Here is a 24,634-nt window from a genome sequence, read left to right on the forward strand (position 1 = left end):
CGCAGCGTTTACTTCACGAACACCAGCCTGCCGCCCCCGGCGTCCACCTTCACCACGTCGCCGCTGGTGAAGCGGCCGGACAGGATTTCCTGCGCCAGCGGGTTTTCGATCTGCTGCTGGATGGCACGCTTGAGCGGGCGCGCGCCGTACACCGGGTCGAAGCCGACGTTGCCGAGCAGCTCGTAGGCCTTGTCGGACAGCTCGATGCGGATGCCGCGCTCGGCCAGCCGCTTCTCCAAACCAGCCAACTGGATGCCCGCGATCTGCTTGATCTGCGCCTTGTCCAGCGGGTGGAACACCACGATGTCGTCCAGCCGGTTGACGAACTCCGGGCGGAAGTGCGCCTGCACCACGCCCATCACCGCGGCCTTCATCTTGGTGTAAGCCTCGGGGGAATCGTCGCCGGCCATCTCCTGGATCATCTGGCTGCCGAGATTGGAGGTCATCACGATCACCGTGTTGCGGAAGTCCACGGTGCGGCCCCTGGCCATCGGTCAGGCGTCCGTCGTCCAGCACCTGCAGCAGGATGTTGAACACGTCCGAATGCGCCTTCTCCACCTCGTCCAGCAGGATCACGCTGTACGGGCGGCGGCGTACCGCCTCGGTCAGATAGCCGCCCTCCTCGTAGCCGACATAGCCCGGAGGCGCGCCGATCAGGCGGCTGACCGCGTGCTTCTCCATGAACTCGCTCATGTCGATGCGCACCATCGCATCGCTGCTGTCGAACAGGAACTCGGCCAGCGCCTTGCACAGCTCGGTCTTGCCCACGCCGGTCGGGCCCAGGAACAGGAACGAACCGCTGGGGCGGTTGGGGTCGGACAGCCCGGCGCGCGAGCGGCGCACCGCATCCGACACCACCTTGATCGCCTCGTCCTGGCCGACCACGCGGGCGTGCAGCGCGTCCTCCATCTTCAGGAGTTTCTCGCGCTCGCCCTCCAGCATCTTGCTGACCGGGATGCCGGTCCAGCGCGACACCACTTCGGCGATTTCCTCGGCGGTGACCTTGTCCTGCAGCAGGCGGAAGCCCTTCTGCTCGGCCTCCTGCGCCGCCTTGAGCTGACGTTCCAGCTCGGGAATGCGGCCGTACTGGATCTCGCTCATCTTGGCGAAATCCTGCCGGCGCTGCGCGGCCTCCAGCTCCAGCTTGGCCTGCTCGATCTGCTCCTTGATCTTGGTCGCGCCCTGCAGGGTCGCCTTCTCGGCCTTCCAGATTTCCTCGAGATCGGCGTACTCGCGGCTCGAGCACGTCGATCTCCTTCTCCAGGTCGGCCAGACGCTGCTTCGACTCGGCATCCTTCTCCTTCTTCAGTGCCTCGCGCTGGATCTTGAGCTGGATCAGCCGGCGCTCCTTGCGGTCGAGCTCCTCCGGCTTGGAGTCGATCTCCATGCGGATGCGGCTGGCGGCCTCGTCCATCAGGTCGATCGCCTTGTCCGGCAGCTGGCGGTCGGGGATGTAGCGGTGGGACAGGGTGGCCGCGGCCACGATCGCCGGGTCGGTGATCTCCACGCCATGATGCACGGCATAGCGCTCCTTGAGCCCGCGCAGGATGGCGATGGTGTCCTCCACCGTCGGCTCACCCACGAACACCTTCTGGAAGCGGCGCTCCAGCGCGGCGTCCTTCTCGATGTACTTGCGGTATTCGTCCAGCGTGGTGGCGCCGATGCAGTGCAGCTCGCCGCGCGCCAGCGCCGGCTTGAGCATGTTGCCGGCGTCCATCGCGCCCTCGGCCTTGCCGGCGCCGACCATCGTGTGCAGCTCGTCGATGAACAGGATGATCTGGCCCTCGTTCTTGGCCAGGTCGTTCAGCACCGCCTTCAGACGCTCCTCGAACTCGCCGCGGAACTTGGCGCCGGCGATCAGCGCGCCCATGTCGAGGCTGAGCAGGCGCTTGCCGCGCAGACCCTCCGGCACCTCGCCATTGACGATGCGCTGGGCCAGGCCTTCCACGATCGCGGTCTTGCCCACGCCGGGCTCGCCGATCAGCACCGGGTTGTTCTTGGTGCGCCGCTGCAGCACCTGCACGGTGCGGCGGATCTCCTCGTCGCGGCCGATCACCGGGTCGAGCTTGCCGGACTCGGCGCGGGCGGTGAGGTCGATGGTGTATTTCTCCAGCGCCTGGCGCGCGTCCTCGGCGTTCTCGTCGGTGACCTTCTCGCCGCCGCGCAACCTGTCGATGGCTGCCTCGAGCTTCTGCTTGTTCGCGCCCGCGGCTTTGAGCGCCTTGCCGGCCTCGCCGGAATCCTCCAGCGCGGCGAGCGGGAACAGCTCGCTGGCGATGTAGGCATCGCCGCGCTGCTGCGCCAGTTTGTCGGTGACGTTGAGCAGGCGGACGAGGTCATTGCCGGCCTGCACGTTGCCGGCCTGGCCGCTGACCTTGGGCAGGCGCTCCAGCGCCTCGGCCAGGCGTTCGCGCAGCACCGGCACGTTGACGCCGGCCTGCGCCAGCAGCGGGCGGGTGCCGCCGCCGGGCTGGTCGAGCAGGGCCAGCAGCAGGTGCACCGGTTCGATGATGGTGTGGTCGCGCCCCACGGCCAACGACTGCGCGTCGGCAATGGCCTGCTGGAAGCGCGAGGTGAGTCTGTCCATGCGCATGGGAGGGGTTCCTGTAAGGAGGGCCGCGGTGCGGCCAATGTTCCCCACATGCGGTTGCGGCGGCGTGATTCAAGTCAAATCGCAGCCGGCATTGAGACGCGGTTATGCTGCCGGCATGCCCGTCTGGCACCTCTACCTGCTGCGCTGCCGCGACGGCAGCCTGTATGCCGGCATCGCCACCGACGTGCAGCGCCGGTTCCGGGAACATGCTGCCGGCACCGGCGCGAAATACACCCGCGCGCATCCGCCCGACTGCGTGCTGGCCAGCCGGCCCTATCCCGACCGCGCCAGCGCGCTGCGCGCGGAATACCGCCTCAAGCGCCGCCCGCGGGCGGAGAAACTGGCCTGGTTGCTGGCGCAGGACTCAGACGAAGGGCGCGATCCAGGCCAGGGTGGCCATGCGCCCGCCGCGGCCGTCGCGGCGGTGCGAATAAAACCGCGCCCGGTCTGAAATGGTGCACAGCCCGCCGCCGTGGATCGCGTCCATCGCCAGCCCGGCCGCGGCCAGCCGCCGCCGCGCCAGCGCATAAAGATCCACCCGCCAGTGCCCGGGCCGGGTCGCCACGAAGGCCGCATCCGCGACGGGATCGACATCGACGAACGCCGCGCGCACCTCCGCGCCGATCTCGTAGGCCTGCGGGCCCGCCGCCGGTCCCAGCCAGGCCATCAGGCCCGCGGGCGGGGTGCGCATCGCCGCCACCGTCGCCTCCAGAACGCCGGCCGCCAGCCCGCGCCAGCCGGCATGGGCGGCGGCGATCTCGCCACCATCGCGGGCCGCCAGCACCACCGGCAGGCAGTCGGCGGTGAGGATGGCCAGCACCCGGCCCGGGATCGCACTGACCGCGGCATCGGCCTCGGGCTCGTCCTCCGCAGGCTCGACCGCCACGGCCACGCCGTGCACCTGACGCAGCCAGCGCGGCACGGACGGCAGGGCCAGGGCGGCAGCCAGCTGGCGGCGGTTTTCGGCCACCGCCTCCGGCGCATCGCCGCAGCGGACGCCGAGGTTGAAACGGTCGAACGGCGGCGCCGACACCCCCAGGCCGTGGCGCAGCGTGGTCAGCGCGTGCACGCCGGGCGGCGCCGGCCAGTCGGCGCGCAGGAAGGCGTTCATCGCCGCGCGCGCTCCGCCTCGGCGTGGGCGGCGGCGTCCTCGCGCAGCAGGTGCAGCAGCTGCTGCATGTCCTCGGGCACCGGCGCCTGGCAGCGGACCGGTTCGCCGCTGACCGGATGCGGAAACTCCAGCACTTCGGCATGCAACGCCTGCCGCCTGAAGCCGCGCAACGCGGCAATCAACGCCTCGGAGGCGCCCTTCGGCAGCTTCAGCGACCCGCCGTACAACGGATCGCCCACGATCGGATGCTTCAGATGCGCCATGTGCACCCGGATCTGGTGGGTACGCCCGGTCTCCAGCCGGCATTCCAGCGCGGTGTGGGCGCGGAAGCGCTCGCGCAGGCGGTAGTGGGTGATGGCCTCCTTGCCGTCTTCGCGCACCGCCATGCGCAGGCGGTCGCGCGGGTGACGGTCGATCGCCACGGCGGCGGTGCCGCCGGCGACCAGCGCCCCGACCACGATCGCCAGGTACTGCCGGTGCACCTGGCGCGCGGACAGCTGCGCCACCAGCGCGGTATGCGCTTCCAGGGTACGCGCCACCACCATCACGCCGCTGGTGTCCTTGTCCAGGCGGTGGACGATGCCGGCGCGCGGCAGCCGGTCGAGGCCGGGGTCGCGGTGCAGCAGCGCGTTCACCAGGGTGCCGGCCGGGTTGCCGGCACCCGGATGCACGACCAGCCCGGCCGGCTTGTCCAGCACGAACAGGTGCGCGTCCTCGTACAGCACGCAAAGCGGGATGTCCTCGGCCACGGCGTGGGTCTGCACGTCCTCGACCACGGTCAGCGCCACCGCCTCGCCGCCGCGCACGGGGTCGCGCGGGCGCGCGGGCGCGCCGTCCACCTGCACGGCGCCGGACTTGATCCAGGCCGACAGGCGCGAGCGCGAATAGGCGGGGAACAGCTCGGCCAGCACCGCATCCAGGCGGCGGCCGGCGGCCTCGTCGGGGATGCGGGCGATGCGGGGGGATGCGTCGTTCATGGGGCTGGCGCCGGACGGCGCATTCGGGCCTGATTAAAGCGCGGGACTGCTATTATCCAGCCTTCATGCCCCCGGCGCCCGTTCGATGCCCATGACCGCCCGTTCCAGCCTGCTGCGCACCGCCATCGTGCTCATGCTCGTCCTCGTCGTCGCCGGCTGCTCCGGCGGCAAAGGCCTGTTCAAGAGCAAGAAGAACCGCAACGAAGGCGTGCCGGTGGCCGAGCTGTACGACCGCGCGCATGGCCAGATGGAGCACGGCAACTGGTCCTCGGCCAGCGAGACCTTCGGCCGCCTGATCGCGCAGTATCCGTACGGCCCCTACGCCGAGCAGGCGCTGATGGAGCAGGCCTACGCCCAGTACAAGGCAGGCAAGCACGAGGACGCGATCTCCACCATCGACCGCTTCATCCGCACCTACCCGACCCACAAGAACATCGCCTACATGTACTACCTGCGCGGCCTGAACAACATGGCGCGCAATACGGTGTTCCTGGCGCGCACCTTCAACCTGGACACCAGCAACCGCGACCTCGACGCGCCGATGCAGGCGTACAACGACTTCAACACATTGATCACCCGCTACCCGAACAGCCGCTACGTGGACGACGCGCGCCAGCGCATGGTGTTCCTGCGCAACCAGTTCGCCCGCTTCGAGCTGACCACCGGCCTGTACTACCTGCGCCGCGGCGCCTGGGTATCGGCCGCCGATCGCGCCATCTACCTGCTGGAAACCTATCCGCAGAGCGAATCCCAGGACGATGCGGTGGCGCTGCTGGGCGAGGCCTATACCCGCATGGGCGAAGCCAAGCTGGCCGCCGACGCCCGCCGCGTGCTGGAGCTGAACGACCCGCAGCATCCGTGGCTGAGCGGGCGCTGGCCGAAGTTCCCCGGCCTGATCAAGCGCCTGAATCCGCTCTCGCCTGACGTGCGCTGATCCCGGCGCGACGGCTCCACGATGCAGCAAAGGCCGGCCGCAACGCCGGCCTTTGCCGTTTTGCGCGCATCACTCCCGCCAGCCGCTGGTCACCGGATAGCGGCGCTCGCGCCCGAACGCGCGCCGGCTGACCTTCGGCCCGGGCGCGGCCTGATGCCGTTTCCATTCGCTGATCCGCACCAGATGCAGTACGCGATCGACGGTAGCGGCATCGAAGCCGGCGGCGAGGATCTCGGCGCGCGACTGCTCCTGGTCCACGTGCCGCAGCAGGATGGCGTCGAGCACGTCGTACGGCGGCAGCGAATCCTGGTCGCGCTGGTTCTCGCGCAGCTCGGCCGAAGGCGGGCGGTCGATCACCGCCTGCGGGATGATGCGGTCGCCTACTGTATTGCGCCAGCGCGCCAGCGCGAACACCTCGGTCTTGTACAGGTCCTTGATCGGCGCATAGCCGCCGCACATGTCGCCATAGATGGTGGCATAGCCGACCGCGTACTCGCTCTTGTTGCCGGTGGTCAGCAGCAGGCCGCCGAACTTGTTGGCCAGCGCCATCAGCAGCGCGCTGCGGGTGCGCGACTGCAGGTTCTCCTCGGTGGTGTCCACCTGCTGCCCGGCAAACACCTGCGCCAGCGCATCGAGATAGCCCTGGAACGGCTTTTCGATCGGCAGCGTCACCATCGCCACCCCCATCGCGTCGCACTGCTCCTGCGCCAGGTCGTTGGACAGGCCCGCAGTATAGCGCGACGGCAACCGCACCGCGGTGACGTTCTCCGTTCCCAGCGCGTCGGCGGCGATCGCCAGCACCACCGAGGAATCGATCCCGCCCGACAGGCCCAGCCAGACCTTGCCGAAGCCGTTCTTGCGGCAGTAGTCGCGGGTGCCGCGGACCACCGCGCGCCAGGCCAGCGCATCGCGACTCTCGTCGCCGTCCACCGTCCACTGCAGCGGCACAAAACGGCGGCTGCCGGGGTCGAACTCGACCACCAGCCACTGTTCCTCGAACGCCACCGCCGCCGGATGCACGCCGCCGTCGCCATCGGCCACCACCGAGGCCCCGTCGAACACCAAGGCGTCCTGCCCGCCGACCAGGTTGAGGTAGGCGATGCCGGCGCCGGTCTTGCGCGCCCGCTGCGCCAGCAACGCATCACGCGCGGCGTGCTTGTCATGCTCGAACGGCGAGGCGTTCGGCACCAGCACCAGCTGCGCGCCCTTGCCCACAGTGGAGGCGATCGGCTCGGGGAACCACAGGTCCTCGCAGATCAGCAGCCCCACCTGCACCCCGCCCACCTCGAACACGCAGTCCCCGCAGTCGGGATCGACGTCGAAATAGCGGCGCTCGTCGAACACCGCATAGTTGGGCAGCTCGCGCTTGCGGTAGGTGTGCGCGATGCCGCCGTCGCGCAGCACGCTGGCCGCGTTGTACACCACTGCGCCTGCCGGCTGCGGCCAGCCCACCACCGCGGTGATCCCGCGCGCGGCCTCGGCCACCCGGGCCATCGCTTCTTCGCAGGCGCGCAGGAAGGCCGGGCGGTACAGCAGATCCTCCGGCGGATAGCCGCTCAGCGCCAGTTCCGGGAACAGCACGAGGTCGGCGGCGTATTCGTCGCGTGCCAGCGCGATCATCTCCGCGATCCGCGCCGCGTTGCCGGCCACGTCGCCGACCGGGAAATCGAACTGCGCCATCGCGATGCGGAGGGGCTGCGTCATCGGGCGTTCTCGCAAGGAAGGGGCGCGCGCTGCACGGCGGGCGCCAAGGCGTGGCAAGGATACAGGCTGCGCGTCACGGCATCCGGCCAGCGAGAGTAAAATGTGCCGATTTCCTCCCCGCTTCCCGCGCCCGCACGGGCGCATCCCCACATTCGGAGACCCTCCATGGGCCTGGACCTCGTCAGCACCGGCAAGAACCCGCCGGATGAAATCAACGTCATCATCGAAATCCCGAAGGACGCCGAACCCGTCAAGTACGAGGTGGACAAGGCCTCGGGCGCGATCTTCGTAGACCGCATCCTGTCCACCCCGATGCGCTATCCCTGCAACTACGGCTACGTGCCGCACACCATCTGCGACGACGGCGACCCGGTGGACGTGCTGGTGATCCTGCCGCTGCCGCTGGTGCCGGGTTCGGTGATCCGCTGCCGCCCGGTGGGCCTGCTGAAGATGACCGACGAGGCCGGCGGCGACGAAAGATCCTGGCGGTGCCGGTGGACAAGGTGTTCTCCGGCTACAGCCACATCGACGACATCCAGAAGGTCAGCCCGCACTGGCTGCAGCGCATCGGCCACTTCTTCGAGCACTACAAGGACCTGGAGCCCGGCAAGTGGGTGAAGCTGGCCGGCTGGGAAGGCGCCGAGCAGGCGCGCCGGGTCATCGTCGAATCGATCCAGCGCTACGACGGCAGCAGCAACAAGCCGAACTTCTGACGCCCGCGCCGTGCCGCATGCTGCGGCACGGCGGGGCCGACGCGCGGCTGGAAGGCGTCAGCCGCCCGCGCGTCCCGGATACTTCGCAAAGATGGCGCTCACCGCCTGGTCGATATCGGCCATCTTCTGCTCGGGCGTCCGCTTGGAGACTTCCGCCGCGCTGGCCGAGCCGGTCCAGACCAGGCGGTTGCGCTTTCCATCGACCAGGTCCACGGTCAGCACCCCCTCGCGATAGCGGCTGACCTGGGGCTCGTCATACCAGATGGGCACCGACACGAAGGCGTGATAGCGATAGCTGTAGGCCCAGCCGAAATCCACGCGCGGCACGTTCCACACCTGGCTGCGCTCGCGCTGGCGGGTCTGGAAATTCACCAGCAGATCGCCCCCTCGGGGACGAAGTGATACCCACGGGCCTCCATCTCGCGGCGCACATCCTCGCGGATGCGGTCGGACACCCAGGAGGTGTACCCGGCCTGCTCCATCGAAATCGGTTTGTAGAAGCTCCAGGTCTGGTAGCGGGCGAAATCGGCGGTCGGATCGCGGTCGGTGCGCACGGTGGGGCCGGTCGCACAGGCCGACAGCGCGAGCATGGCCGCGGCCAGCAGCGCGCTGGCCAGCAACTTGAACGATCTGGACATGGCAGGTCTCCGGCGACGGGATGCCATGATCATCGCACCGCCAACCGTATCCGGCCTGAACGGCAGGCAGCCAGAAACGCAAGCGGGCCCGGCGTCGCCAGGCCCGTGAAGCCGGTCACACTCGAAGACCTGCCCTCAGTGCTTGAGGTTCTTGCGCAGGCGCTCCAGCGCCTGCAGCTGCGCGGTGACCTCGGCCAGGCGCTTCTGCGCCTCGGCGATCTCCATCGCCTCGCCGCGGCGGGCGATGATGCGTTCGGCCTCTTCCTTGGCGGCGCGCACCGCCGCCTCGTCGATCGCGTCGGCGCGCACCGCGGTGTCGGCCAGCACCGTCACCACCGTCGGCTGCACCTCGAGGATGCCGCCGGAGATGGCGAAGTCCAGCGTGTCGCCATTTGCCAGGGTGAGCACGACCTTGCCGGGCTTGAGCCGGGTGATCAGCGGGGCGTGCTTGGGCGCGATGCCCAGCTCACCCATCTCGCCGGTCGCGACCACCAGGGTAGCCTCGCCGTGGAAGATCTCGGCCTCGGCGCTGACGATGTCGCAGCGGATGGTGGATGCCATCGTGATTCCTTCCGTTCAGTCGAACGCGTCAATCGAAGCGACGGCTCAGGCCGCCAGCTTCTTCGCCTTCTCGACGGCCTCGTCGATCGAGCCGACCATGTAGAACGCCTGTTCCGGCAGGTGGTCGTAGTCGCCGTCGACGATGCCCTTGAAGCCGCGGATGGTCTCCTTCAGCGGCACGTACTTGCCCGGGCTGCCGGTGAACACCTCGGCCACGTGGAACGGCTGGCTGAAGAAGCGCTCGATCTTGCGCGCGCGGGCCACGGCCAGCTTGTCCTCCTCGGACAGCTCGTCCATGCCCAGGATCGCGATGATGTCCTTCAGCTCCTTGTACTTCTGCAGGGTCTGCTGGACGCGCTGGGCGGTCTCGTAGTGCTCGTTGCCGATCACCAGCGGATCCATCTGGCGGCTGGTCGAATCCAGCGGATCCACCGCCGGGTAGATGCCGAGCGAGGCGATCGAACGCGACAGGGTGACGGTGGAGTCGAGGTGGGCGAAGGTGGTCGCCGGCGACGGGTCGGTGAGGTCGTCCGCGGGCACGTACACGGCCTGGATCGAGGTGATCGAACCGGTCTTGGTGGAGGTGATGCGCTCCTGCAGAACGCCCATTTCCTCGGCCAGGGTCGGCTGGTAGCCCACCGCCGACGGCATACGGCCCAGCAGCGCGGACACCTCGGTGCCGGCCAGGGTGTAGCGGTAGATGTTGTCGATGAACAGCAGCACGTCGCGGCCTTCATCGCGGAAGTACTCGGCCATGGTCAGGCCGGTGAGCGCCACCCGCAGGCGGTTGCCCGGCGGCTCGTTCATCTGGCCGTACACCATCGCCACCTTGGACTTGGCGTGCTCCTGCACGTTGACCACACCCGATTCCTGCATCTCGTGGTAGAAGTCGTTGCCCTCGCGGGTACGCTCGCCCACGCCCGCGAACACCGACAGGCCGCTGTGCTCGGTGGCGATGTTGTTGATCAGCTCCATCATGTTCACGGTCTTGCCGACGCCGGCGCCGCCGAACAGGCCGACCTTGCCGCCCTTGGCGAACGGGCACATCAGGTCGATCACCTTGATACCGGTCTCCAGCAGCTCGGTGGTGGCCGCCTGGTCCTCGTAGCTCGGGGCCGCGCGGTGGATTTCCCAGGTGGTGTCGGCCTGCACCGGGCCGGCCTCGTCGATCGGGTTGCCGAGCACGTCCATGATCCGGCCCAGGGTGCCCTTGCCCACCGGCACCGCGATCGCGCGACCGGTGTTCTCGGCCACGAGGCCACGCTTCAGGCCGTCGGTGGAGCCCAGCGCGATGGTGCGGACCACGCCGTCGCCCAGCTGCTGCTGCACTTCCAGCGTGATGCCGGTGCCTTGCACCTTCAACGCGTCGTACACCTTCGGCACGCTCTCGCGCGGGAATTCGACGTCGACGACCGCGCCGATGATCTGTACGACCTTGCCCTGGTTGCTCATGAGTTGTTTCCTCGGGAACTCTTGGATGCTGCTTCGATGCTGCTTCGTTGGATCAAACCGCCGCCGCGCCGCCGACGATTTCCGAAATTTCCTGGGTGATCGCCGCCTGCCGGGCCTTGTTGTAGACCAGGTTCAGGGTGCCGATCAGCTTGGTCGCGTTGTCGCTGGCCGCCTTCATGGCCACCATGCGCGCGGCGTGCTCGGAGGCCACGTTCTCCATCACCGCCTGGTACACCAGCGACTCCACATAGCGGGTGAGCACGTGCTCCAGCACGCTCTCCGCATCCGGCTCGTAGATGTAGTCCCAGTCGTGGCGCGCCACCGGCACCTGCGCCGCCGGCAGCGGCAGCAGCTGGTCGAAGGTGGCGCGCTGGGTCATGGTGTTGACGAAGTCGTTGTAGGCCAGGAACACCTTGTCCACCGCGCCGCCGGTGTAAGCGTCCAGCATGACCTTAATCACGCCGATCAGCTGCTCGACCCTGGGGGGTATCGCCGAGGTGGGTGACCGAGGCCAGCATCCCGACCTTCAACCGGCGGAAAAACACCGAGGCTTTCTGGCCGATGGTGACCACGTCCACCTCGATGCCCTGCTGCTGCAGGGTGCGGAACTCGGCCAGCAGCTTGCGGAACATGTTGTTGTTGAGGCCGCCGGCGAGGCCGCGGTCGGACGACACCACGATGTAACCCACCCGCTTCACGTCGGTGCGCTGCACCAGGTACGGATGGCGGTACTCGGAATTGGCCTGCGCCAGGTGCCCGATCAGCTGCTTCATCGCCCGCGCGTACGGGCGCGAGGCCTTCATCCGGTCCTGCGCCTTGCGGATCTTGGAGGCCGAGACCATCTCCAGCGCGCGGGTCACCTTGCGGGTGTTCTGCACGCTCTTGATCTTCGTCTTGATTTCGCGTCCGCCAGCCATGCTCGTCTCGTCAGTGTGGATCGACTGCGCGGGTCAGCGACCCGCGCGGGTGCTTCCGGGGCTTACCAGCTGCCGGTCGCCTTGAAGTCCTCGATGCCCTTCTTGAACGCGGCCTCGATCTCGTCGTTCCAGTCGCCGGTCGCGTCCACCTTCTGCATCAGCTCGACGGCGGTGTTGGCGAAATGCGCCTGCAGGCCGGACTCGAATGCCAGCACCTTGCCCACCGGCACATCGTCCAGGTAGCCCTTGTCGACCGCGTAGATCGACAGCGCCTGCTGCGCCACCGACATCGGGGCGTACTGCTTCTGCTTCATCAGCTCGGTGACACGCTGGCCGCGCTCCAGCTGCTTGCGGGTGGCGTCGTCGAGGTCGGAGGCGAACTGGGCGAACGCCGCCAGCTCGCGGTACTGCGCCAACGCGATGCGGATGCCGCCGGACAGCTTCTTCATGATCTTGGTCTGCGCCGCGCCGCCCACGCGCGACACCGAGATGCCGGCGTTCACCGCCGGGCGGATGCCCGAGTTGAACAGGTCGGTCTCGAGGAAGATCTGGCCGTCGGTGATCGAGATCACGTTGGTCGGCACGAACGCGGACACGTCGCCGGCCTGGGTCTCGATGATCGGCAGCGCGGTCAGCGAGCCGGTCTTGCCCTTCACGGCGCCGTTGGTGAAGCGCTCCACGTAATCCTCGGACACGCGCGCGGCGCGCTCCAGCAGGCGGCTGTGCAGGTAGAACACGTCGCCCGGATACGCTTCGCGGCCCGGCGGGCGGCGCAGCAGCAGCGAGATCTGGCGGTAGGCCACGGCCTGCTTGGACAGGTCGTCATAGATGATCAGCGCGTCCTCGCCGCGGTCACGGAAGTACTCGCCCATGGCGCAGCCGGAGTAGGCGCTGATGTACTGCATCGCGGCCGACTCGGAGGCGGAGGCGGCAACCACGGTGGTGTAGGCCATCGCGCCGTGTTCCTCGAGCTTGCGCACGATGTTGGCGATGGTCGAGTTCTTCTGGCCGATCGCCACGTAGATGCACTTGATGCCGGAGTGCTTCTGGTTGATGATCGCGTCCACCGCCAGCGCGGTTTTGCCGGTCTGGCGGTCGCCGATGATCAGCTCGCGCTGGCCGCGGCCGATCGGGATCATGCTGTCCACCGACTTGTAGCCGGTCTGCACCGGCTGGCTGACCGACTTGCGCCAGATCACGCCCGGGGCGATGGTCTCCACCGGCGAGCTGGTCTTGGCGTCGATCGGGCCCTTGCCGTCGATTGGCTCGCCCAGCGCGTTGACCACGCGACCCAGCAGCTCGGGGCCGGTCGGCACCGACAGGATCTGGCCGGTGGTCTTGGCGGTGTCGCCCTCGCGCAGATGCTCATAGTCGCCCAGCACCACCGCGCCCACCGAGTCGCGCTCGAGGTTCAGCGCCAGCGCATAGGTGCCGCCCGGCAGTTCGATCATCTCGCCCTGCATCACGTCGGCCAGGCCGTGGATGCGCACGATGCCGTCCGAGACCGAGGTGACGGTGCCTTCGTTGCGCGCCTCGGCGGCGAGCTTGACCTTCTCGATGCGGGTCTTGATCAGTTCGCTGATTTCGGACGGGTTGAGCGTGGTGGTGGCCATCTTGGTTTCCTTGGGAGCCTGCGTCGCCGCCGGCCTGTTTCTAGAATTCGGGATAAACGGATTAGTGCGCCAGCGCCGCCTGCAGGCGGGCCAGCTTGCCCTTCAGCGAGCCATCGATGACGACGTCGCCGGCGTCGATCACTGCACCGCCCAGCAGCGCGGGATCGACCGCGGTTTCGACCTCGACCTCGCGCCCGAACCGGCGCCGCAGTGCGGTCTTGATCGTCTCCAGCTCGGCCGCCGGCAGCGCCACCGCGGAGGTGACCCTGGCGCGCACCACGCGCTCCGCCTCGAAGCGCAGCTCGTCGAACAGCCCGGCGATCTCCGGCAGCAGCGTGAGCCGGCGGTTGTCGAACAGCAGACCGAGGAAGTGCGAGAACTCCTCGCCGGCCGCGTCCGGCGCCAGCAGTACCAGGGCATCGTCGCGGGTGAGCTTCGGGTTGCCCAGCAGCGCCGCCACCTGCGGGTCGGCGGCCACGCGCGCGGCGAAGGCGAGCGCGTCCGACCACGCCGGCAGGCGCGCGGCATCGCGCGCCACCGCGAAGGCGGCGCGGGCGTAGGGACGGGCGAGGGTCATGGCCTGGCTCATGGGTCTTCCCTCAGAGTTGCGCGGCCAGCTCGTCGATCAGCGCCTTCTGGTCGTTGGCGTTGACTTCGCGCTGCAGCAGGCGCTCGGCGCCGCTCACGGCCAGCGCCGCCACCTGCTTGCGCAGGTCCTCCTTGGCGCGGTTGGCGGCGGCCTCGATTTCAGCCTCGGCCAGCGCCTTCTGACGCGCGGCCTCGGCGATCGCCTCGCTCTTGGCGGCGTCGATCAGCTGGTTGGCGCGCTGGTGCGCCTGCTCGATGATCTCGTTGGCCCGGGCACGGGCGGCCTTGAGCTCCTCGGCCACCTTGGCGTCGGCCTGCGCGAGGCTCTTCTGCGCGTTGTCGGCGGCGGCCAGGCCCTCGGCGATCCTCTGCTGGCGCTCTTCGATCGCCTGCATCAGCGGCGGCCAGATGAACTTGACGGTGAACCAGATGAGGATCGCGAACGAGATCATCTGGCCCAGCAATGTCATGAAGGTCGGGTTCATGTCGTACCTTGCGTGTCGAGCGGACGCCTTGCATCGGCGCCCGCCTGGGCAGCGCCACGGCGGCATGCCGCGGCGCGGTGCAGCAGACGCGCGCGGACCTGCCGCGCGCGCCCCGGGCGGCCGGTCAGGCGCCGGTCGCCGCCTGGACGGCGGCCAGCAGCGGGTTGGCGAACGCGAACATCATCGCCACGCCCACGCCGATCAGGAACGCCGCGTCGATCAGGCCGGCGAGCAGGAACATGCGGCCCTGCAGCATCGGCACCAGCTCCGGCTGGCGGGCGGCGGCCTCGAGGAACTTGCTGCCCATGACACCGATGCCGAGGGCGGCGCCCAGCGCACCCAGGCCGACGATGATGCCGATGGCGACGGCGGTGAAAGCCTGGACGTTGGCGATGAATTCCATGGTGGATCTCCGGTTTTGGTACTGAACTGTTGTGAAGGGGTGGAACGGTGGAAGGTAGAACGCGATGCCCGGCGGGCCTTTGGTGTCAGTGGTGCTCGTGCGCCATCGCCAGGTAGACGACGGTCAACACCATGAAGATGAAGGCCTGCAGCAGGATGATCAGGATGTGGAAGATCGCCCACACCGACTGGAACAGCACGCCGGGCAGGAAGGTGACCCAGGACATGAACAGGCCGGCGATCAGCATGAACACCAGCTCGCCGGCGTACATGTTGCCGAACAGTCGCATCCCGAGACTGACCGGCTTGGACAGGTACTCGACCAGGTTCAAAAACAGGTTCGGCACCGCCAGCACGATCTTGCCGAACAGGCCATGGGCGTGGAATGGCGCGGTGAAGAGTTCCTTGATGAAGCCCCAGCCGCCCTTGACCTTGACCGAATAGAAGATGATCAGCAGGAACACGGTGATCGACAGCGCGAACGTGGTGTTGACGTCGGCGGTCGGCACCCAGCGGAAATAGGTGTGGTGCGCGGCCTCTTCACCGGCGACGGCCTGCACTGCGGCATTTGGAATGTCCAGCGGCAGCAGATCCATCGCGTTCATGAACACGACCCAGACGAAGATCGTCAGGGCCAGCGGCGCGATGAAGCGGCGGTCGCCGTGGAAGGTGTCCTTGACCTGGGAGTCGACGAACTCGACCACCAGCTCGACGAAGGCCTGGCCTTTGCCCGGCACGCCCGAGGTCGCCTTGCGCGCATACAGCCACAGCCACAGGCAAGCCAGCAGGCCCAGGCCCAGCGCGATCGCCCAGGAATCCAGGTGGAACCCGGCATCGCCGGCGACGGTGATGGTGTTGTGGGTGAGGTGGTGAACGATGTAGCCGGTCAGGCCACCGCCGCCTTCGCCACCTTCGGGAACCAGCCCCATTGCTTCCAGGATCACGCGTTCGTCCTCGTCGTACTGCGCCTTGCCACGAATCTCATCGACACCAGGAATGCCGCCGCGGCCATCGCCGCACCGGCCAGCACCGGCACCGCCGGCAGCTTCCAGATCGCCATCGCCAGATACAGCCCGGCCATCACGACCAGCCACTTCGCCGCCGTTCCCAGCAGCAGGCGCGCCAGCGCTACGCCACCGCCCGAGACGCCGCCACCAAACGCCCCCCAGGCCGCGACCAGGCTGCCCAGCGCCAGCGCCCCGCCCCCGGCCAGCGCCGCCAGGGCGGCGCGCGGCCCGATGGTCATGCAGGCAGCGGCGGTCGCCAGCGTGGCGGCGGCCTGGAAAGCCACCGCCCGCAGCGCCAGCCGCCAACCTGCTTTGGCGGAGTTCAGCACGCGGATGATTCCCGAGCAGGACCAAACGGAAGGGTTCGGCATGCCCGCAGGCCGCCGGAGCGCCCCGCGAAGCCGCAGAAGTCTAGCAGCCCGCCCCCGCCCCGGGCAACCGCCAAAGGCGGGCCCGCCAGCCGCGGCGCGGAGCGGGAACCTGGCCCGGTCCGCGCGCGGTCACAGCATCCGCAACCGCCTCTCCTCGTCGATCCCGGCGGCTGCCAGACTCCCCGGCGCCCACCGGCCCAGGGCGCTCCGTCGGAGCATCTTCAACCGCGTTGCGGGCGGCTACTTGCGCCTGGGCAGGTAGAGGTCGGTGATGGTGCCGTCGTACACCTCCGCCGCCATCCCCACCGATTCGCTCAGGGTCGGGTGCGGATGGATGGTGTGGCCGATGTCCTCGACCTCGCAGCCCATCTCGATCGCCAGCGCGATCTCGGCGATCAGTTCGCCCGCGTGCACGCCCACGATCCCGCCGCCGATCACGCGGCGGGTCGCCTCGTCGAACACCAGCTTGGTGAAGCCTTCGGTGCGCCCCAGTCCGATCGCGCGGCCCGAGGCCGCCCACGGGAACCTGCCCACGCCGACCTTCAGGCCCTTGGCCTTCGCCTCGGTCTCGGTGACGCCGACCCAGGCGATCTCCGGATCGGTATAGGCCACGCTCGGGATCACTCGCGCCACCCATTCCTTCTTTTCGCCGGCGGCGACTTCGGCGGCGAGCTTGCCCTCGTGGGTGGCCTTGTGCGCCAGCATCGGCGGGCCGACCAGGTCACCGATGGCGAAGATGTGCGGCACGTTGGTGCGCATCTGCGCATCCACCGGGATCAGCCCGCGCTCGCCGACGCGCACGCCCGCCTTGTCGGCATCCAGCTTCGCACCGTTGGCGCTGCGCCCCACCGCCACCAGCACGCGGTCGAACAGCTTCGCCTCGGGGATGGACTCGCCCTCGAACGTGCAGGCGATGCCGTTCTTCTGCGCCTTCGCCTCGACCACCCTGGTCTTGAGGTGGATCGCCACGCCCTGCTTTTTCAGGCGCTCGGCCAGCGGCTTGACCAGGTCGGCATCCGCGCCGGGGATCAGCTGCGGCATGAACTCGACCACGGTCACCTCCGCGCCCAGCGCGCGATACACGGTGGCCATCTCCAGCCCGATGATGCCGCCCCCCACCACCAGCAGCGTTTTCGGCACCTCGGCCAGCTGCAGCGCATCGGTGGAATCCATGATGCGCGGATCGCCCCACGGGAAGCCCGGCAGCTTCACCGGCTGGCTACCGGCGGCGATGATGCACTGGGCGAAGCGCAGCACCTGTGCCTTGCCGTCTTCGCCAGCCACCTCGGAGTTCGTGCGCGGACAGGAATTTCGCGGCGCCCTGCACGACCTGCACCTTGCGCTGCCTGGCCATGCCGGCCAGGCCCTGGGTGAGCTGGCCGACGACCCTGTCCTTGTACGCGCGGAGCTTGTCGAGATGCAGCTTCGGCTTGCCGAACTCGACACCGTAGTCGCTGGCGTGCGCCGCCTGCTCGATCACGTCGGCGGCATGCAGCAGCGCTTTCGAGGGAATGCAGCCGACGTTGAGGCAGACGCCGCCGAGGGTGGGGTAGCGTTCGACCAGCACGGTGTCGAGCCCGAGATCGGCCGCACGGAAGGCCGCGGTATAGCCGCCGGGACCGGCGCCGATCACCACCAGCGCGCATTCGATATCGGCCTTGCGGCCCGAGGAAGCGGCCGCCTGCGGCGCCGGTGCAGCCGATGCCGCCTTCGCGGCCGGCGTTTGGGCCGCCGCGGGCGCTTGGGCCTTCGCCGGCGCGGGCGCCTTCTCCGCATCGCCGCTCGCCGTAGCTTCAATGACCGCGATCACACTGCCTTCCGACACCGTATCGCCCAGCTTCACCTTCAGCGCCTTGATCACGCCGTCGGCGGCCGCCGGCACTTCCATGGTCGCCTTGTCGGACTCCAGCGTGACCAGCCCCTGGTCCTTCTTCACGCTGTCGCCCACCGCCACCAGCAGCTCGATCACCGGCACGTCGCCGTGGCCACCGATGTCGGGCACCCTGCTTTCGATCTCAGCCATGCGCCTTCTCCTTCGATTCAGAGCATGGCCCGACGCAGGTCGGCCAGCAGTTGCCCCAGGTAGCTGGTGAAGCGCGCCGCGGCGGCACCGTCGATCACGCGGTGGTCGTAGCTCAGCGACAGCGGCAGCATCAGGCGCGGCTGGAACTGCTTGCCATCCCACTGCGGGCGGATCTCGGATTTCGATACTCCGAGGATGGCCACTTCCGGCGCGTTGATGATGGGCGTGAACGCAGTGCCGCCGACCCCGCCCAGCGAGCTGATGGTGAAGCAGCCGCCCTGCATCTGCTCGGGCTTGAGCTTGCCCTCGCGCGCCAACGCGGCCAGCTCGCCCATCTCGCGCGCGATCTCCAGCACGCCCTTCTGGTCGGCATCGCGCAGCACCGGCACCACCAGCCCGTTGGGCGTGTCGGCGGCGAACCCGATGTGGTAGTACCGCTTGAGAACGAGGTCATCGCCCTCCAGCGAGGCGTTGAAGGTCGGGAACTTCTGCAGCGCCGCCACGCAGGCCTTGATCAGGAAGGCCAGCAGGGTGACCTTGCCCGCCTTGCCGGCGGCAATGGCCTTGGCGTTCTCGTCGTTGAGCACGACGCGCAGCGCCTCCAGCTCGGTGATGTCGGCCACATCGTGCTGGGTGACGTGTGGGATCATCGCCCAGTTGCGCGCGAGGTTGGCGCCGGAAATCTTCTGGATGCGCGACAGCAGCCGGGTTTCGATCGGGCCGAACCTGGCGAAATCCACCTTCGGCCACGGGATCAGGTTCAGCCCGCCGCCCGCGGCCACCGCCGCGCCGTCCGCAGACGCCGCGCCACCGGCCAGTGCCGCCTTCACGAAGGCCTGCACGTCCTCCTTCAGGATCCGGCCGCCGCGCCCTGTGCCGGCCACCCGGGCCAGCTCCACGCCCAACTCGCGCGCGAACAGGCGCACCGCAGGACTCGCATACGGCACTTTCTCGGGCAGCACCGCCTCGGCCGCAAAGCGCATCGGCGGGATGCCGGGCTGGCCGGGCTCGGCCACCGGCGCCAGCGCCGGCACCGGCGCGCCGCTTTCGGCGGGTGCCGCGGGCGCGGGCTTCGGCGGCTCCTGCGCCACCGGCTTGGCGGGCGCGGGCTTCGGCGGCTCCTGCGCTGCCACCGCCGGCGCCGGTGCGGGCGCCGGCGCGGATGCGGGCGACGGTGTCGCCTCCGCCACTTCGATGACGGCCACCACCGCGCCCTCGGACACGCTGTCGCCCAGCTTCACCTTCAGCTCGCGCACCACGCCGGCGAAGGGCGAGGGCACTTCCATCGTCGCCTTGTCCGACTCCAGGGTGACCAGGCCCTGATCCTTGGCCACGGTATCGCCCGGCTGCACCAGCAGCTCGATCACGGGGACATCGGTATGCCCGCCGATGTCGGGGACGCGCGCTTCCTTCAGTTCGGCCATGGCCGCCACTCCGCAGCAGGGAAAGCGCTATGGGAACACATCCCGCCGCGTCCGACAAATCGAACGCGCCGGAATTTCAATTTTCACCCGGGTCATTTATTCATCGGCGCAAAAATGCTCCGAAAACCCACCGAAATGACCCGCGGCAGGTATTCCACCCCCGGCAAAACCCACCCACGCCGACCGTCGCCGACGAGGCAGACCCGTTCAGCGCGCGCCCAGCGCGCGCACCTGGAAGCGCACCGGCACCGCGCCGGCATGCTCGAAAACGAGCGTGGCCGGCACCTGCATCCCCGGGGTCAGCGGCTGGCGCGGCTGGATGAACATCAGGTGGTAGCTGCCGGGCTTGAGCTCCACCTGCCCATGCGCGGGCACCGCCAGGCCATCGGGCAGGGCGCGCATGCGCATGACCCCACCCTCGGCGAAGGTTTCGTGCAACTCCACCCGCGCCGCCTCGGGGCTCTCCACCCGCAGCAGGCGGTCGGCCTGGTCGCCGGGATTGACCAGGGTGGCGAACCCGCCGGCCACCTGCGCGCCCGGTGGGGTGGCGCGCAGCCAGGGCGACTGCACCTGCACGGACGCCGGATCGGCGGCCCCGCGCCGGCAGGCTCAGCAGCAGGGCCAGTAGTGCGGTCGTGATCGCTCGCATCGCATCGCTCCTCACGTGACGTGTCGATTCGCCAAGCATCGCATGGCCGCGGCTGGCCCGACCTGAACCCGGGCCACTCACAGCGCGCGCGCCGCCTCGACGAGGCGCTCGACAGTGAGGCCGAAGTGCGGGAACAGCGCCTCGGCCGGTGCGCTGGCGCCGAAACTGTCGATCCCCACCACCGCGCCGTCCAGGCCCACGTACTGGCGCCAGAAGCCGGTGACGCCGGCTTCCACCGCCACCCGCCTGCGGCAGGCCTTCGGCAGCACGGATTCGCGATACGCCGCATCCTGGCGGTCGAACACATTGGTCGAAGGCATCGATACCACGCGCACCGCATCGCCCAGCGTTTCCGCCGCCCGCATCGCTAGCGCCACTTCGCTGCCGGTGGCGATCAGGATCAGCTCCGGCGCGCCCACGCTGTCCTTCAGCACGTAGCCGCCGCGCGCGATTGCCGCCCGCTGCGCCTCGCTGCGCGCCTGGTGCGGCAGGGTCTGGCGGCTGAACACCAGGCAGGACGGACCATCGGTGCGGGCAACCGCCATTTTCCAGGCCACCGCCGACTCCACTGCATCGCAGGGACGCCAGACGTCGTTGTTCGGGATCTGGCGCAGCGAGGCCAGGTGCTCCACCGGCTGATGGGTGGGGCCATCCTCGCCCAGGCCGATGGAATCGTGGGTGTAGACGTGGATCGCGCGGATGCCCATCAGCGCGCTCATGCGCACCGCGTTGCGGGCGTAGTCGGAAAACACCAGGAAGGTGGCATCGAACGGAATGAACCCGCCGTGCAAGGCCAGGCCATTGCTGATCGCGCTCATGCCGAACTCGCGCACGCCGTAATAGACGTAGCGGGCGTCGGCGTCCGCGCGGGTCACCGATTGGCAGCCCTTCCAGAGCGTCAGGTTGGAATGCGCCAGATCCGCCGAGCCGCCCACCAGCTCCGGCAGCAGCGGCGCGAAGGCTTCGATCGCGTTCTGCGAGGCCTTGCGGCTGGCGATGGCCGGCCCCTCCTGCGCGGTGCGGGCGATGAAGGCGTCGGCCGCCGCCTCGAGCCCGGCCGGCAGCGCGCCGGACAGGCGGCGCTCGAACTCGGCCGCCGCGTCCGGATATGCGGCCTTGTACGCGGCAAAGCGGGCGTTCCAATCCGCCTCGGCAGCGGCACGATCGCGCGCGCGCCAGCCGGCGTAGATCTCGGCCGGGATCTCGAACGGCGGGGATGCCCAGCCCAGCGCCGCGCGGGTGGCGGCCACCTCGTCCTGGCCCAGCGGCGCACCGTGGCTGGACTCCTTGCCGGCCTTGTGCGGGGAGCCAAAACCAATCGTGGTGCGGCAGCAGATCAGGGTCGGCCTGCCCTCGGACTTCAGCGCGGTCTCGATGGCGGTCTTGATCTCCACCGGGTCGTGCCCGTCCACTCCGCGGATCACGTTCCAGCCGTAGGCCTCGAAGCGCTTCGGGGTGTCGTCGGTGAACCAGCCGGCGGTGTCGCCGTCGATACTGATGCGGTTGTCGTCCCAGAACGCGACCAGCTTCTCCAGGCCCCAGGTGCCGGCCAGCGAGGCGGCCTCATGCGAGATGCCCTCCATCAGGCAGCCATCGCCCAGGAACACCCAGGTGCGATGATCGACGATGGTATGTCCGTCGCGGTTGTAGCGCTGCGCCAGCAGCCTCTCCGCCAGTGCCATGCCCACGGCGTTGGCCAGGCCCTGCCCCAACGGGCCGGTGGTGGTCTCCACGCCCGGGGTGACGTGGTTCTCCGGATGGCCCGGGGTGCGGCTGCCGAGCTGTCGGAAGCGCCTGAGCTCCTCGATCGGCAGATCGAACCCGGCCAGGTGCAGCAGCGCGTACTGCAGCATCGAGCCGTGGCCGTTGGACAGCACGAAGCGGTCGCGGTCGGCCCAGCCGGGGTTGGCCGGGTTCACTTTCAGATAATCATTCCACAACACCTCGGCGATGTCGGCCATGCCCATCGGCATGCCCGGATGGCCGGAGTTGGCCGCCTGCACGGCGTCGATGGCGAGAAAACGGATGGCGTTGGCAAGATCGCGGCGGCTGGGCGTCGTCATGGCGGAAGGCGAAGCGGAAGGAAGTACCCATTGTCCCATCCCGGACGGGGCAGTGTCTTCGGCCTGCCTCGGCGGCCACCCTCAGGCGGAAGCGCCCATTGGAAACCGGCAGACGCCCAGCCCGGAGCGTCGCGGCCATGGATCCCGGTGATGCCGCAGGGCGACGCCGCCGGATTTGATCGAGCCGGCGGACTGGCGAACCGGTGGCAAACCGAAGCCCTCCCCACCAAACTCCCACCCGAACGCGCGGCACGCGCCGATGCCGTGGACAGGCGCTGCGCAGCAGAGTCGCCACATGCGAACTGCCGCCCCCGCCGCAATGCCCCCATCCCCTCCATTCGACATGAAACCAAAACGGTTGTATTTTGGTTCCATGTCGAATGGAGGCACCTCCATGCCCACCACCCTGACTCTGAAGAACATCCCCGACGAGATCTACGCGCGGCTCAAGACCGCGGCCGCACTGCATCGGCGCAGCCTGAACAGCGAGGCGATCCTCTGTCTGGAAACGGTGCTGGCGCCCGGCAGCATCACGCCCGGCGAGCGGCTGGCGCGCGCACGCGCATTGCGCGCCGGGCTGCAGCCGGACGCGTTCGACGCGGACGACATCGATCGAATGAAACGCGAAGGCCGCGCGTGATTGTGGTGGACTCCAACGTGCTGGCCTATCTGTACCTGCCGGGGGCGTTCACCGGCGCGGCGGAACGCCTGCTCGCCAGGGATCCGGACTGGCATGCGCCCGTGCTGTGGCGCAGCGGGTTCCGCAACATCCTGGCCGGCTACATGCGGCGCGGCACGCTGGATTTCGCCCAGGCCTGCGCCATCCAGCGGGAGGCGGAATCGCTGCTCGACGGCGCCGAGCACGAGCCCGACTCCAGGCAGGTCCTGCAGTTGGCGCGCGACAGCGGCTGCTCCGCCTACGACTGCGAGTTCATCGCCCTTGCAGGAGTGCTGGGAACCCGGTTGCTGACCATGGACGGCCAGTTGCTCCGGGCATTCCCGGACATCGCAATGCCGCTTGCCGCGGAATGAAGGACAACATCCCGAGCCTCAGCGCACGATGTCGTCCAGCTTCTCCACCGCGGGATCGTCCAGATCCTGCGCGCCGCTGCGCTTGGCCACCACCACCGCCATCGCCAGGTCGCCGGTGACGTTCAGCGAAGTGCGGCACATGTCGAGGAAGGTATTGACGCCGAGGATGATGCCGATGCCCTCGGGCTTGAGGCCGACGATGCCGGCGATCATCGCGATCACCGGCAGCGAGCCGGACGGGATGCTGGCGGTGCCGATGCCGCCGAGGATGCACAGCACCAGCACCAGCACCTGCTCGCCCAGCGGCAGGTGCATGCCGTAGACCTGCGCCAGGAACAGGATGGTGATGCCCTCGAACAGCGCCGAACCGTGATGGCTGGCGGAGGCGCCCACGGTCAGCACGAAGCGGCTGATCTTGCGCGGCAGCTTCAGGTTTTCCTCGGCCACCCGCAACGTCACCGGCAGCGTGGCTGCCGAGGACGCGGTGGCGAACGCGGTCAGCGAGGCTTCCTGCGAGCCGCGGAAGAACTCGCGCACGCCCATCCCGCCCATGAATTTCACCCACAGCGGCAGCACCACGAAGCCGTGGATGGCCAGCGCCAGCACCACCGTCACCACGAACCAGCCCAGCCCGACCAGCACGTCCCAGCCCAGCTGCGCGCACAGGATGAACATGAAGCAGGCCACCGCGTAGGGCGCCAGCTTCACGAACATCCCGATCAGGTGCATGCACACCTCGAACAGCCCGTGCATGGCGTTCTTGAACGCCTGCGTGCCCGGCGTTGGCCGCATCACCAGGCCGATGCCGAACATCAGCGCGAAGAACACGATGCCCAGCTTCTTGCTGTCGTCGCCCATGGCGCCGACGATGTTGTGCGGAACGATGTCCACGAGGATGTCGACGATGTGCAGCTCGCGGCCCTTCTCGACGATCGCGCCGGTCTTCGCCGCGTTGCTGCTCAGCGCCTGCTCCACCAGCGCCGGATCCATGTGGGTGCCGGGCTGCAGCAGGTTGGCCATCACCAGCCCGATCAGCACCGCAATGCCGGTGACCACCGCGGTATAGACCAGCGTGCGCCAGCCCAGCCGGCCCAGGCTGGCGACATCGCCCAACTCGGCCACGCCCAGCACCAGCGCCGAGAAGATCAGCGGCACCACCATCATGAACAGCAGGTTGAGGAACACCGTGCCGAACGGACGCGCGACGTACTGGATCACGTCGTTCACCCAGTCCGCACCCGGCGCGACCACGTGCACGGCCAGCCCCAGCAGGGTGCCGAGCAGGAAACCGATGCCGACTTTCAGATGCAAAGGCAGGCCCTTGGCGGGCGCAGCGGGCGCGGAATCGGTCGGGTGCATGCAAGGCTCACGGAATCA

General features: G+C 68.8%; 21 protein-coding genes and 4 pseudogenes. 5 read left to right on the forward strand and 20 right to left on the reverse strand.

Annotated features, from left to right (window positions below):
- Window positions 1-8: 8 nt before the first annotated feature.
- A pseudogene (gene clpB, locus LJB71_RS13830) lies at window positions 9-2,593 on the reverse strand (ATP-dependent chaperone ClpB).
- Between the two features lie 115 nt (window positions 2,594-2,708).
- On the opposite strand from clpB, the gene LJB71_RS13835 reads away from it, so the two are divergent.
- Window positions 2,709-3,044, forward strand: a complete 336-nt coding sequence (locus LJB71_RS13835; protein ID WP_259304614.1) for a GIY-YIG nuclease family protein — start codon at window positions 2,709-2,711, stop codon at window positions 3,042-3,044.
- Here LJB71_RS13835 and pgeF read toward each other — a convergent pair.
- Window positions 2,958-3,704: a peptidoglycan editing factor PgeF gene (gene pgeF / locus LJB71_RS13840; protein ID WP_259304615.1), complete on the reverse strand. Its 747-nt coding sequence runs from the start codon at window positions 3,702-3,704 to the stop codon at window positions 2,958-2,960. The two genes, LJB71_RS13835 and pgeF, sit on opposite strands and share 87 nt — an antisense overlap.
- Window positions 3,701-4,681, reverse strand: a complete 981-nt coding sequence (gene rluD, locus LJB71_RS13845; RefSeq protein ID WP_259304616.1) for a 23S rRNA pseudouridine(1911/1915/1917) synthase RluD — start codon at window positions 4,679-4,681, stop codon at window positions 3,701-3,703. Before rluD ends, pgeF begins: the two co-directional genes overlap by 4 nt.
- Window positions 4,682-4,772: 91 nt before the next feature.
- On the opposite strand from rluD, the gene LJB71_RS13850 reads away from it, so the two are divergent.
- Window positions 4,773-5,615 carry an outer membrane protein assembly factor BamD gene (locus tag LJB71_RS13850; protein WP_259304617.1) on the forward strand — a complete coding sequence of 281 codons (843 nt, stop codon included), beginning with the start codon at window positions 4,773-4,775 and terminating at the stop codon, window positions 5,613-5,615.
- A 69-nt stretch (window positions 5,616-5,684) separates the two neighbouring features.
- Here LJB71_RS13850 and LJB71_RS13855 read toward each other — a convergent pair whose 3' ends face one another.
- Entirely contained in the window at window positions 5,685-7,319 is a 1,635-nt protein-coding gene (locus tag LJB71_RS13855) for an NAD+ synthase (RefSeq protein WP_259304618.1), read from the reverse strand.
- 165 nt (window positions 7,320-7,484) lie between these two features.
- On the opposite strand from LJB71_RS13855, the pseudogene ppa reads away from it, so the two are divergent.
- Window positions 7,485-8,032 (forward strand): annotated as a pseudogene (gene ppa, locus LJB71_RS13860) (inorganic diphosphatase).
- A 57-nt stretch (window positions 8,033-8,089) separates the two neighbouring features.
- Here the strand turns inward: ppa and LJB71_RS13865 are convergent.
- From LJB71_RS13865 to tkt, 15 genes and pseudogenes are all read right to left on the reverse strand, one after another.
- The gene (locus LJB71_RS13865; protein WP_259304619.1) at window positions 8,090-8,404 is read right to left on the reverse strand and encodes a DUF4136 domain-containing protein; all 315 of its coding nucleotides are present in this window, start codon (window positions 8,402-8,404) and stop codon (window positions 8,090-8,092) included.
- Window positions 8,401-8,670 (reverse strand): DUF4136 domain-containing protein, encoded by a 270-nt coding sequence (locus LJB71_RS13870; RefSeq protein WP_259304620.1) that lies wholly within the window; start codon window positions 8,668-8,670, stop codon window positions 8,401-8,403. The genes LJB71_RS13865 and LJB71_RS13870 overlap by 4 nt, the downstream gene beginning before the upstream one ends.
- 135 nt (window positions 8,671-8,805) lie before the next feature.
- The gene (locus tag LJB71_RS13875; protein ID WP_259304621.1) at window positions 8,806-9,231 is read right to left on the reverse strand and encodes a F0F1 ATP synthase subunit epsilon; all 426 of its coding nucleotides are present in this window, start codon (window positions 9,229-9,231) and stop codon (window positions 8,806-8,808) included.
- Between the two features lie 45 nt (window positions 9,232-9,276).
- Window positions 9,277-10,683, reverse strand: coding sequence for a F0F1 ATP synthase subunit beta (gene atpD / locus LJB71_RS13880; RefSeq protein ID WP_259304622.1), 1,407 nt, complete (start codon window positions 10,681-10,683; stop codon window positions 9,277-9,279).
- Window positions 10,684-10,735: 52 nt separating this feature from the next.
- Window positions 10,736-11,600, reverse strand: a pseudogene (atpG, locus tag LJB71_RS13885) (F0F1 ATP synthase subunit gamma).
- A gap of 62 nt (window positions 11,601-11,662) precedes the next feature.
- The gene (gene atpA, locus LJB71_RS13890; RefSeq protein WP_259304623.1) at window positions 11,663-13,213 is read right to left on the reverse strand and encodes a F0F1 ATP synthase subunit alpha; all 1,551 of its coding nucleotides are present in this window, start codon (window positions 13,211-13,213) and stop codon (window positions 11,663-11,665) included.
- A 61-nt stretch (window positions 13,214-13,274) separates the two neighbouring features.
- Window positions 13,275-13,802, reverse strand: a complete 528-nt coding sequence (locus LJB71_RS13895; RefSeq protein WP_259304624.1) for a F0F1 ATP synthase subunit delta — start codon at window positions 13,800-13,802, stop codon at window positions 13,275-13,277.
- A gap of 10 nt (window positions 13,803-13,812) precedes the next feature.
- On the reverse strand, window positions 13,813-14,286 hold the full coding sequence (locus LJB71_RS13900; protein WP_259304625.1) for a F0F1 ATP synthase subunit B: 474 nt from the start codon (window positions 14,284-14,286) through the stop codon (window positions 13,813-13,815).
- 124 nt (window positions 14,287-14,410) lie between these two features.
- Window positions 14,411-14,689 (reverse strand): F0F1 ATP synthase subunit C, encoded by a 279-nt coding sequence (atpE, locus tag LJB71_RS13905; protein WP_240095780.1) that lies wholly within the window; start codon window positions 14,687-14,689, stop codon window positions 14,411-14,413.
- 85 nt (window positions 14,690-14,774) lie between these two features.
- A complete protein-coding gene (gene atpB / locus LJB71_RS13910) occupies window positions 14,775-15,617 on the reverse strand; it encodes a F0F1 ATP synthase subunit A (protein ID WP_259304830.1) in 843 nt (280 codons plus the stop codon).
- An 11-nt stretch (window positions 15,618-15,628) separates the two neighbouring features.
- Window positions 15,629-16,024: a hypothetical protein gene (locus LJB71_RS13915; RefSeq protein WP_259304626.1), complete on the reverse strand. Its 396-nt coding sequence runs from the start codon at window positions 16,022-16,024 to the stop codon at window positions 15,629-15,631.
- 282 nt (window positions 16,025-16,306) lie between these two features.
- Window positions 16,307-18,089, reverse strand: a pseudogene (lpdA, locus tag LJB71_RS13920) (dihydrolipoyl dehydrogenase).
- A 17-nt stretch (window positions 18,090-18,106) separates the two neighbouring features.
- Window positions 18,107-19,513 (reverse strand): dihydrolipoyllysine-residue acetyltransferase, encoded by a 1,407-nt coding sequence (locus LJB71_RS13925; RefSeq protein WP_259304627.1) that lies wholly within the window; start codon window positions 19,511-19,513, stop codon window positions 18,107-18,109.
- A gap of 207 nt (window positions 19,514-19,720) precedes the next feature.
- Window positions 19,721-20,089, reverse strand: a complete 369-nt coding sequence (locus LJB71_RS13930; protein ID WP_259304628.1) for a copper chaperone PCu(A)C — start codon at window positions 20,087-20,089, stop codon at window positions 19,721-19,723.
- 150 nt (window positions 20,090-20,239) lie between these two features.
- Window positions 20,240-22,225 (reverse strand): transketolase, encoded by a 1,986-nt coding sequence (tkt, locus tag LJB71_RS13935; RefSeq protein WP_259304629.1) that lies wholly within the window; start codon window positions 22,223-22,225, stop codon window positions 20,240-20,242.
- A gap of 394 nt (window positions 22,226-22,619) precedes the next feature.
- Between tkt and LJB71_RS13940 the strand changes: the two genes are divergently transcribed.
- Together LJB71_RS13940 and LJB71_RS13945 are read left to right on the forward strand one after the other, a co-directional pair.
- Window positions 22,620-22,865 (forward strand): hypothetical protein, encoded by a 246-nt coding sequence (locus tag LJB71_RS13940; protein ID WP_259304630.1) that lies wholly within the window; start codon window positions 22,620-22,622, stop codon window positions 22,863-22,865.
- Window positions 22,862-23,257, forward strand: a complete 396-nt coding sequence (locus tag LJB71_RS13945) for a type II toxin-antitoxin system VapC family toxin (protein WP_259304631.1) — start codon at window positions 22,862-22,864, stop codon at window positions 23,255-23,257. The genes LJB71_RS13940 and LJB71_RS13945 overlap by 4 nt, the downstream gene beginning before the upstream one ends.
- A gap of 18 nt (window positions 23,258-23,275) precedes the next feature.
- Here the strand turns inward: LJB71_RS13945 and LJB71_RS13950 are convergent, their stop codons facing one another.
- Window positions 23,276-24,616, reverse strand: coding sequence for a dicarboxylate/amino acid:cation symporter (locus LJB71_RS13950; protein ID WP_259304632.1), 1,341 nt, complete (start codon window positions 24,614-24,616; stop codon window positions 23,276-23,278).
- Window positions 24,617-24,634 lie beyond the last annotated feature (18 nt).

It is taken from the genome of Thermomonas sp. S9, assembly GCF_024704365.1.
In the GTDB taxonomy this organism is placed as follows: Bacteria; Pseudomonadota; Gammaproteobacteria; order Xanthomonadales; family Xanthomonadaceae; genus Thermomonas.

Bases quoted from the DNA above. Each gene is read 5' to 3' on its own strand.
- LJB71_RS13835 (WP_259304614.1), top strand. From the start codon at position 2,709: ATGCCCGTCTGGCACCTCTACCTGCTGCGCTGCCGCGACGGCAGCCTG.
- pgeF (WP_259304615.1), bottom strand. From the start codon at position 3,704: ATGAACGCCTTCCTGCGCGCCGACTGGCCGGCGCCGCCCGGCGTGCAC.
- rluD (WP_259304616.1), bottom strand. From the start codon at position 4,681: ATGAACGACGCATCCCCCCGCATCGCCCGCATCCCCGACGAGGCCGCC.
- LJB71_RS13850 (WP_259304617.1), top strand. From the start codon at position 4,773: ATGACCGCCCGTTCCAGCCTGCTGCGCACCGCCATCGTGCTCATGCTC.
- LJB71_RS13855 (WP_259304618.1), bottom strand. From the start codon at position 7,319: ATGACGCAGCCCCTCCGCATCGCGATGGCGCAGTTCGATTTCCCGGTC.
- LJB71_RS13870 (WP_259304620.1), bottom strand. From the start codon at position 8,670: ATGTCCAGATCGTTCAAGTTGCTGGCCAGCGCGCTGCTGGCCGCGGCC.
- LJB71_RS13875 (WP_259304621.1), bottom strand. From the start codon at position 9,231: ATGGCATCCACCATCCGCTGCGACATCGTCAGCGCCGAGGCCGAGATC.
- atpD (WP_259304622.1), bottom strand. From the start codon at position 10,683: ATGAGCAACCAGGGCAAGGTCGTACAGATCATCGGCGCGGTCGTCGAC.
- atpA (WP_259304623.1), bottom strand. From the start codon at position 13,213: ATGGCCACCACCACGCTCAACCCGTCCGAAATCAGCGAACTGATCAAG.
- LJB71_RS13895 (WP_259304624.1), bottom strand. From the start codon at position 13,802: ATGAGCCAGGCCATGACCCTCGCCCGTCCCTACGCCCGCGCCGCCTTC.
- LJB71_RS13900 (WP_259304625.1), bottom strand. From the start codon at position 14,286: ATGAACCCGACCTTCATGACATTGCTGGGCCAGATGATCTCGTTCGCG.
- atpE (WP_240095780.1), bottom strand. From the start codon at position 14,689: ATGGAATTCATCGCCAACGTCCAGGCTTTCACCGCCGTCGCCATCGGC.
- atpB (WP_259304830.1), bottom strand. From the start codon at position 15,617: ATGGGGCTGGTTCCCGAAGGTGGCGAAGGCGGCGGTGGCCTGACCGGC.
- LJB71_RS13925 (WP_259304627.1), bottom strand. From the start codon at position 19,513: ATGGCCGAACTGAAGGAAGCGCGCGTCCCCGACATCGGCGGGCATACC.
- tkt (WP_259304629.1), bottom strand. From the start codon at position 22,225: ATGACGACGCCCAGCCGCCGCGATCTTGCCAACGCCATCCGTTTTCTC.
- LJB71_RS13940 (WP_259304630.1), top strand. From the start codon at position 22,620: ATGCCCACCACCCTGACTCTGAAGAACATCCCCGACGAGATCTACGCG.
- LJB71_RS13950 (WP_259304632.1), bottom strand. From the start codon at position 24,616: ATGCACCCGACCGATTCCGCGCCCGCTGCGCCCGCCAAGGGCCTGCCT.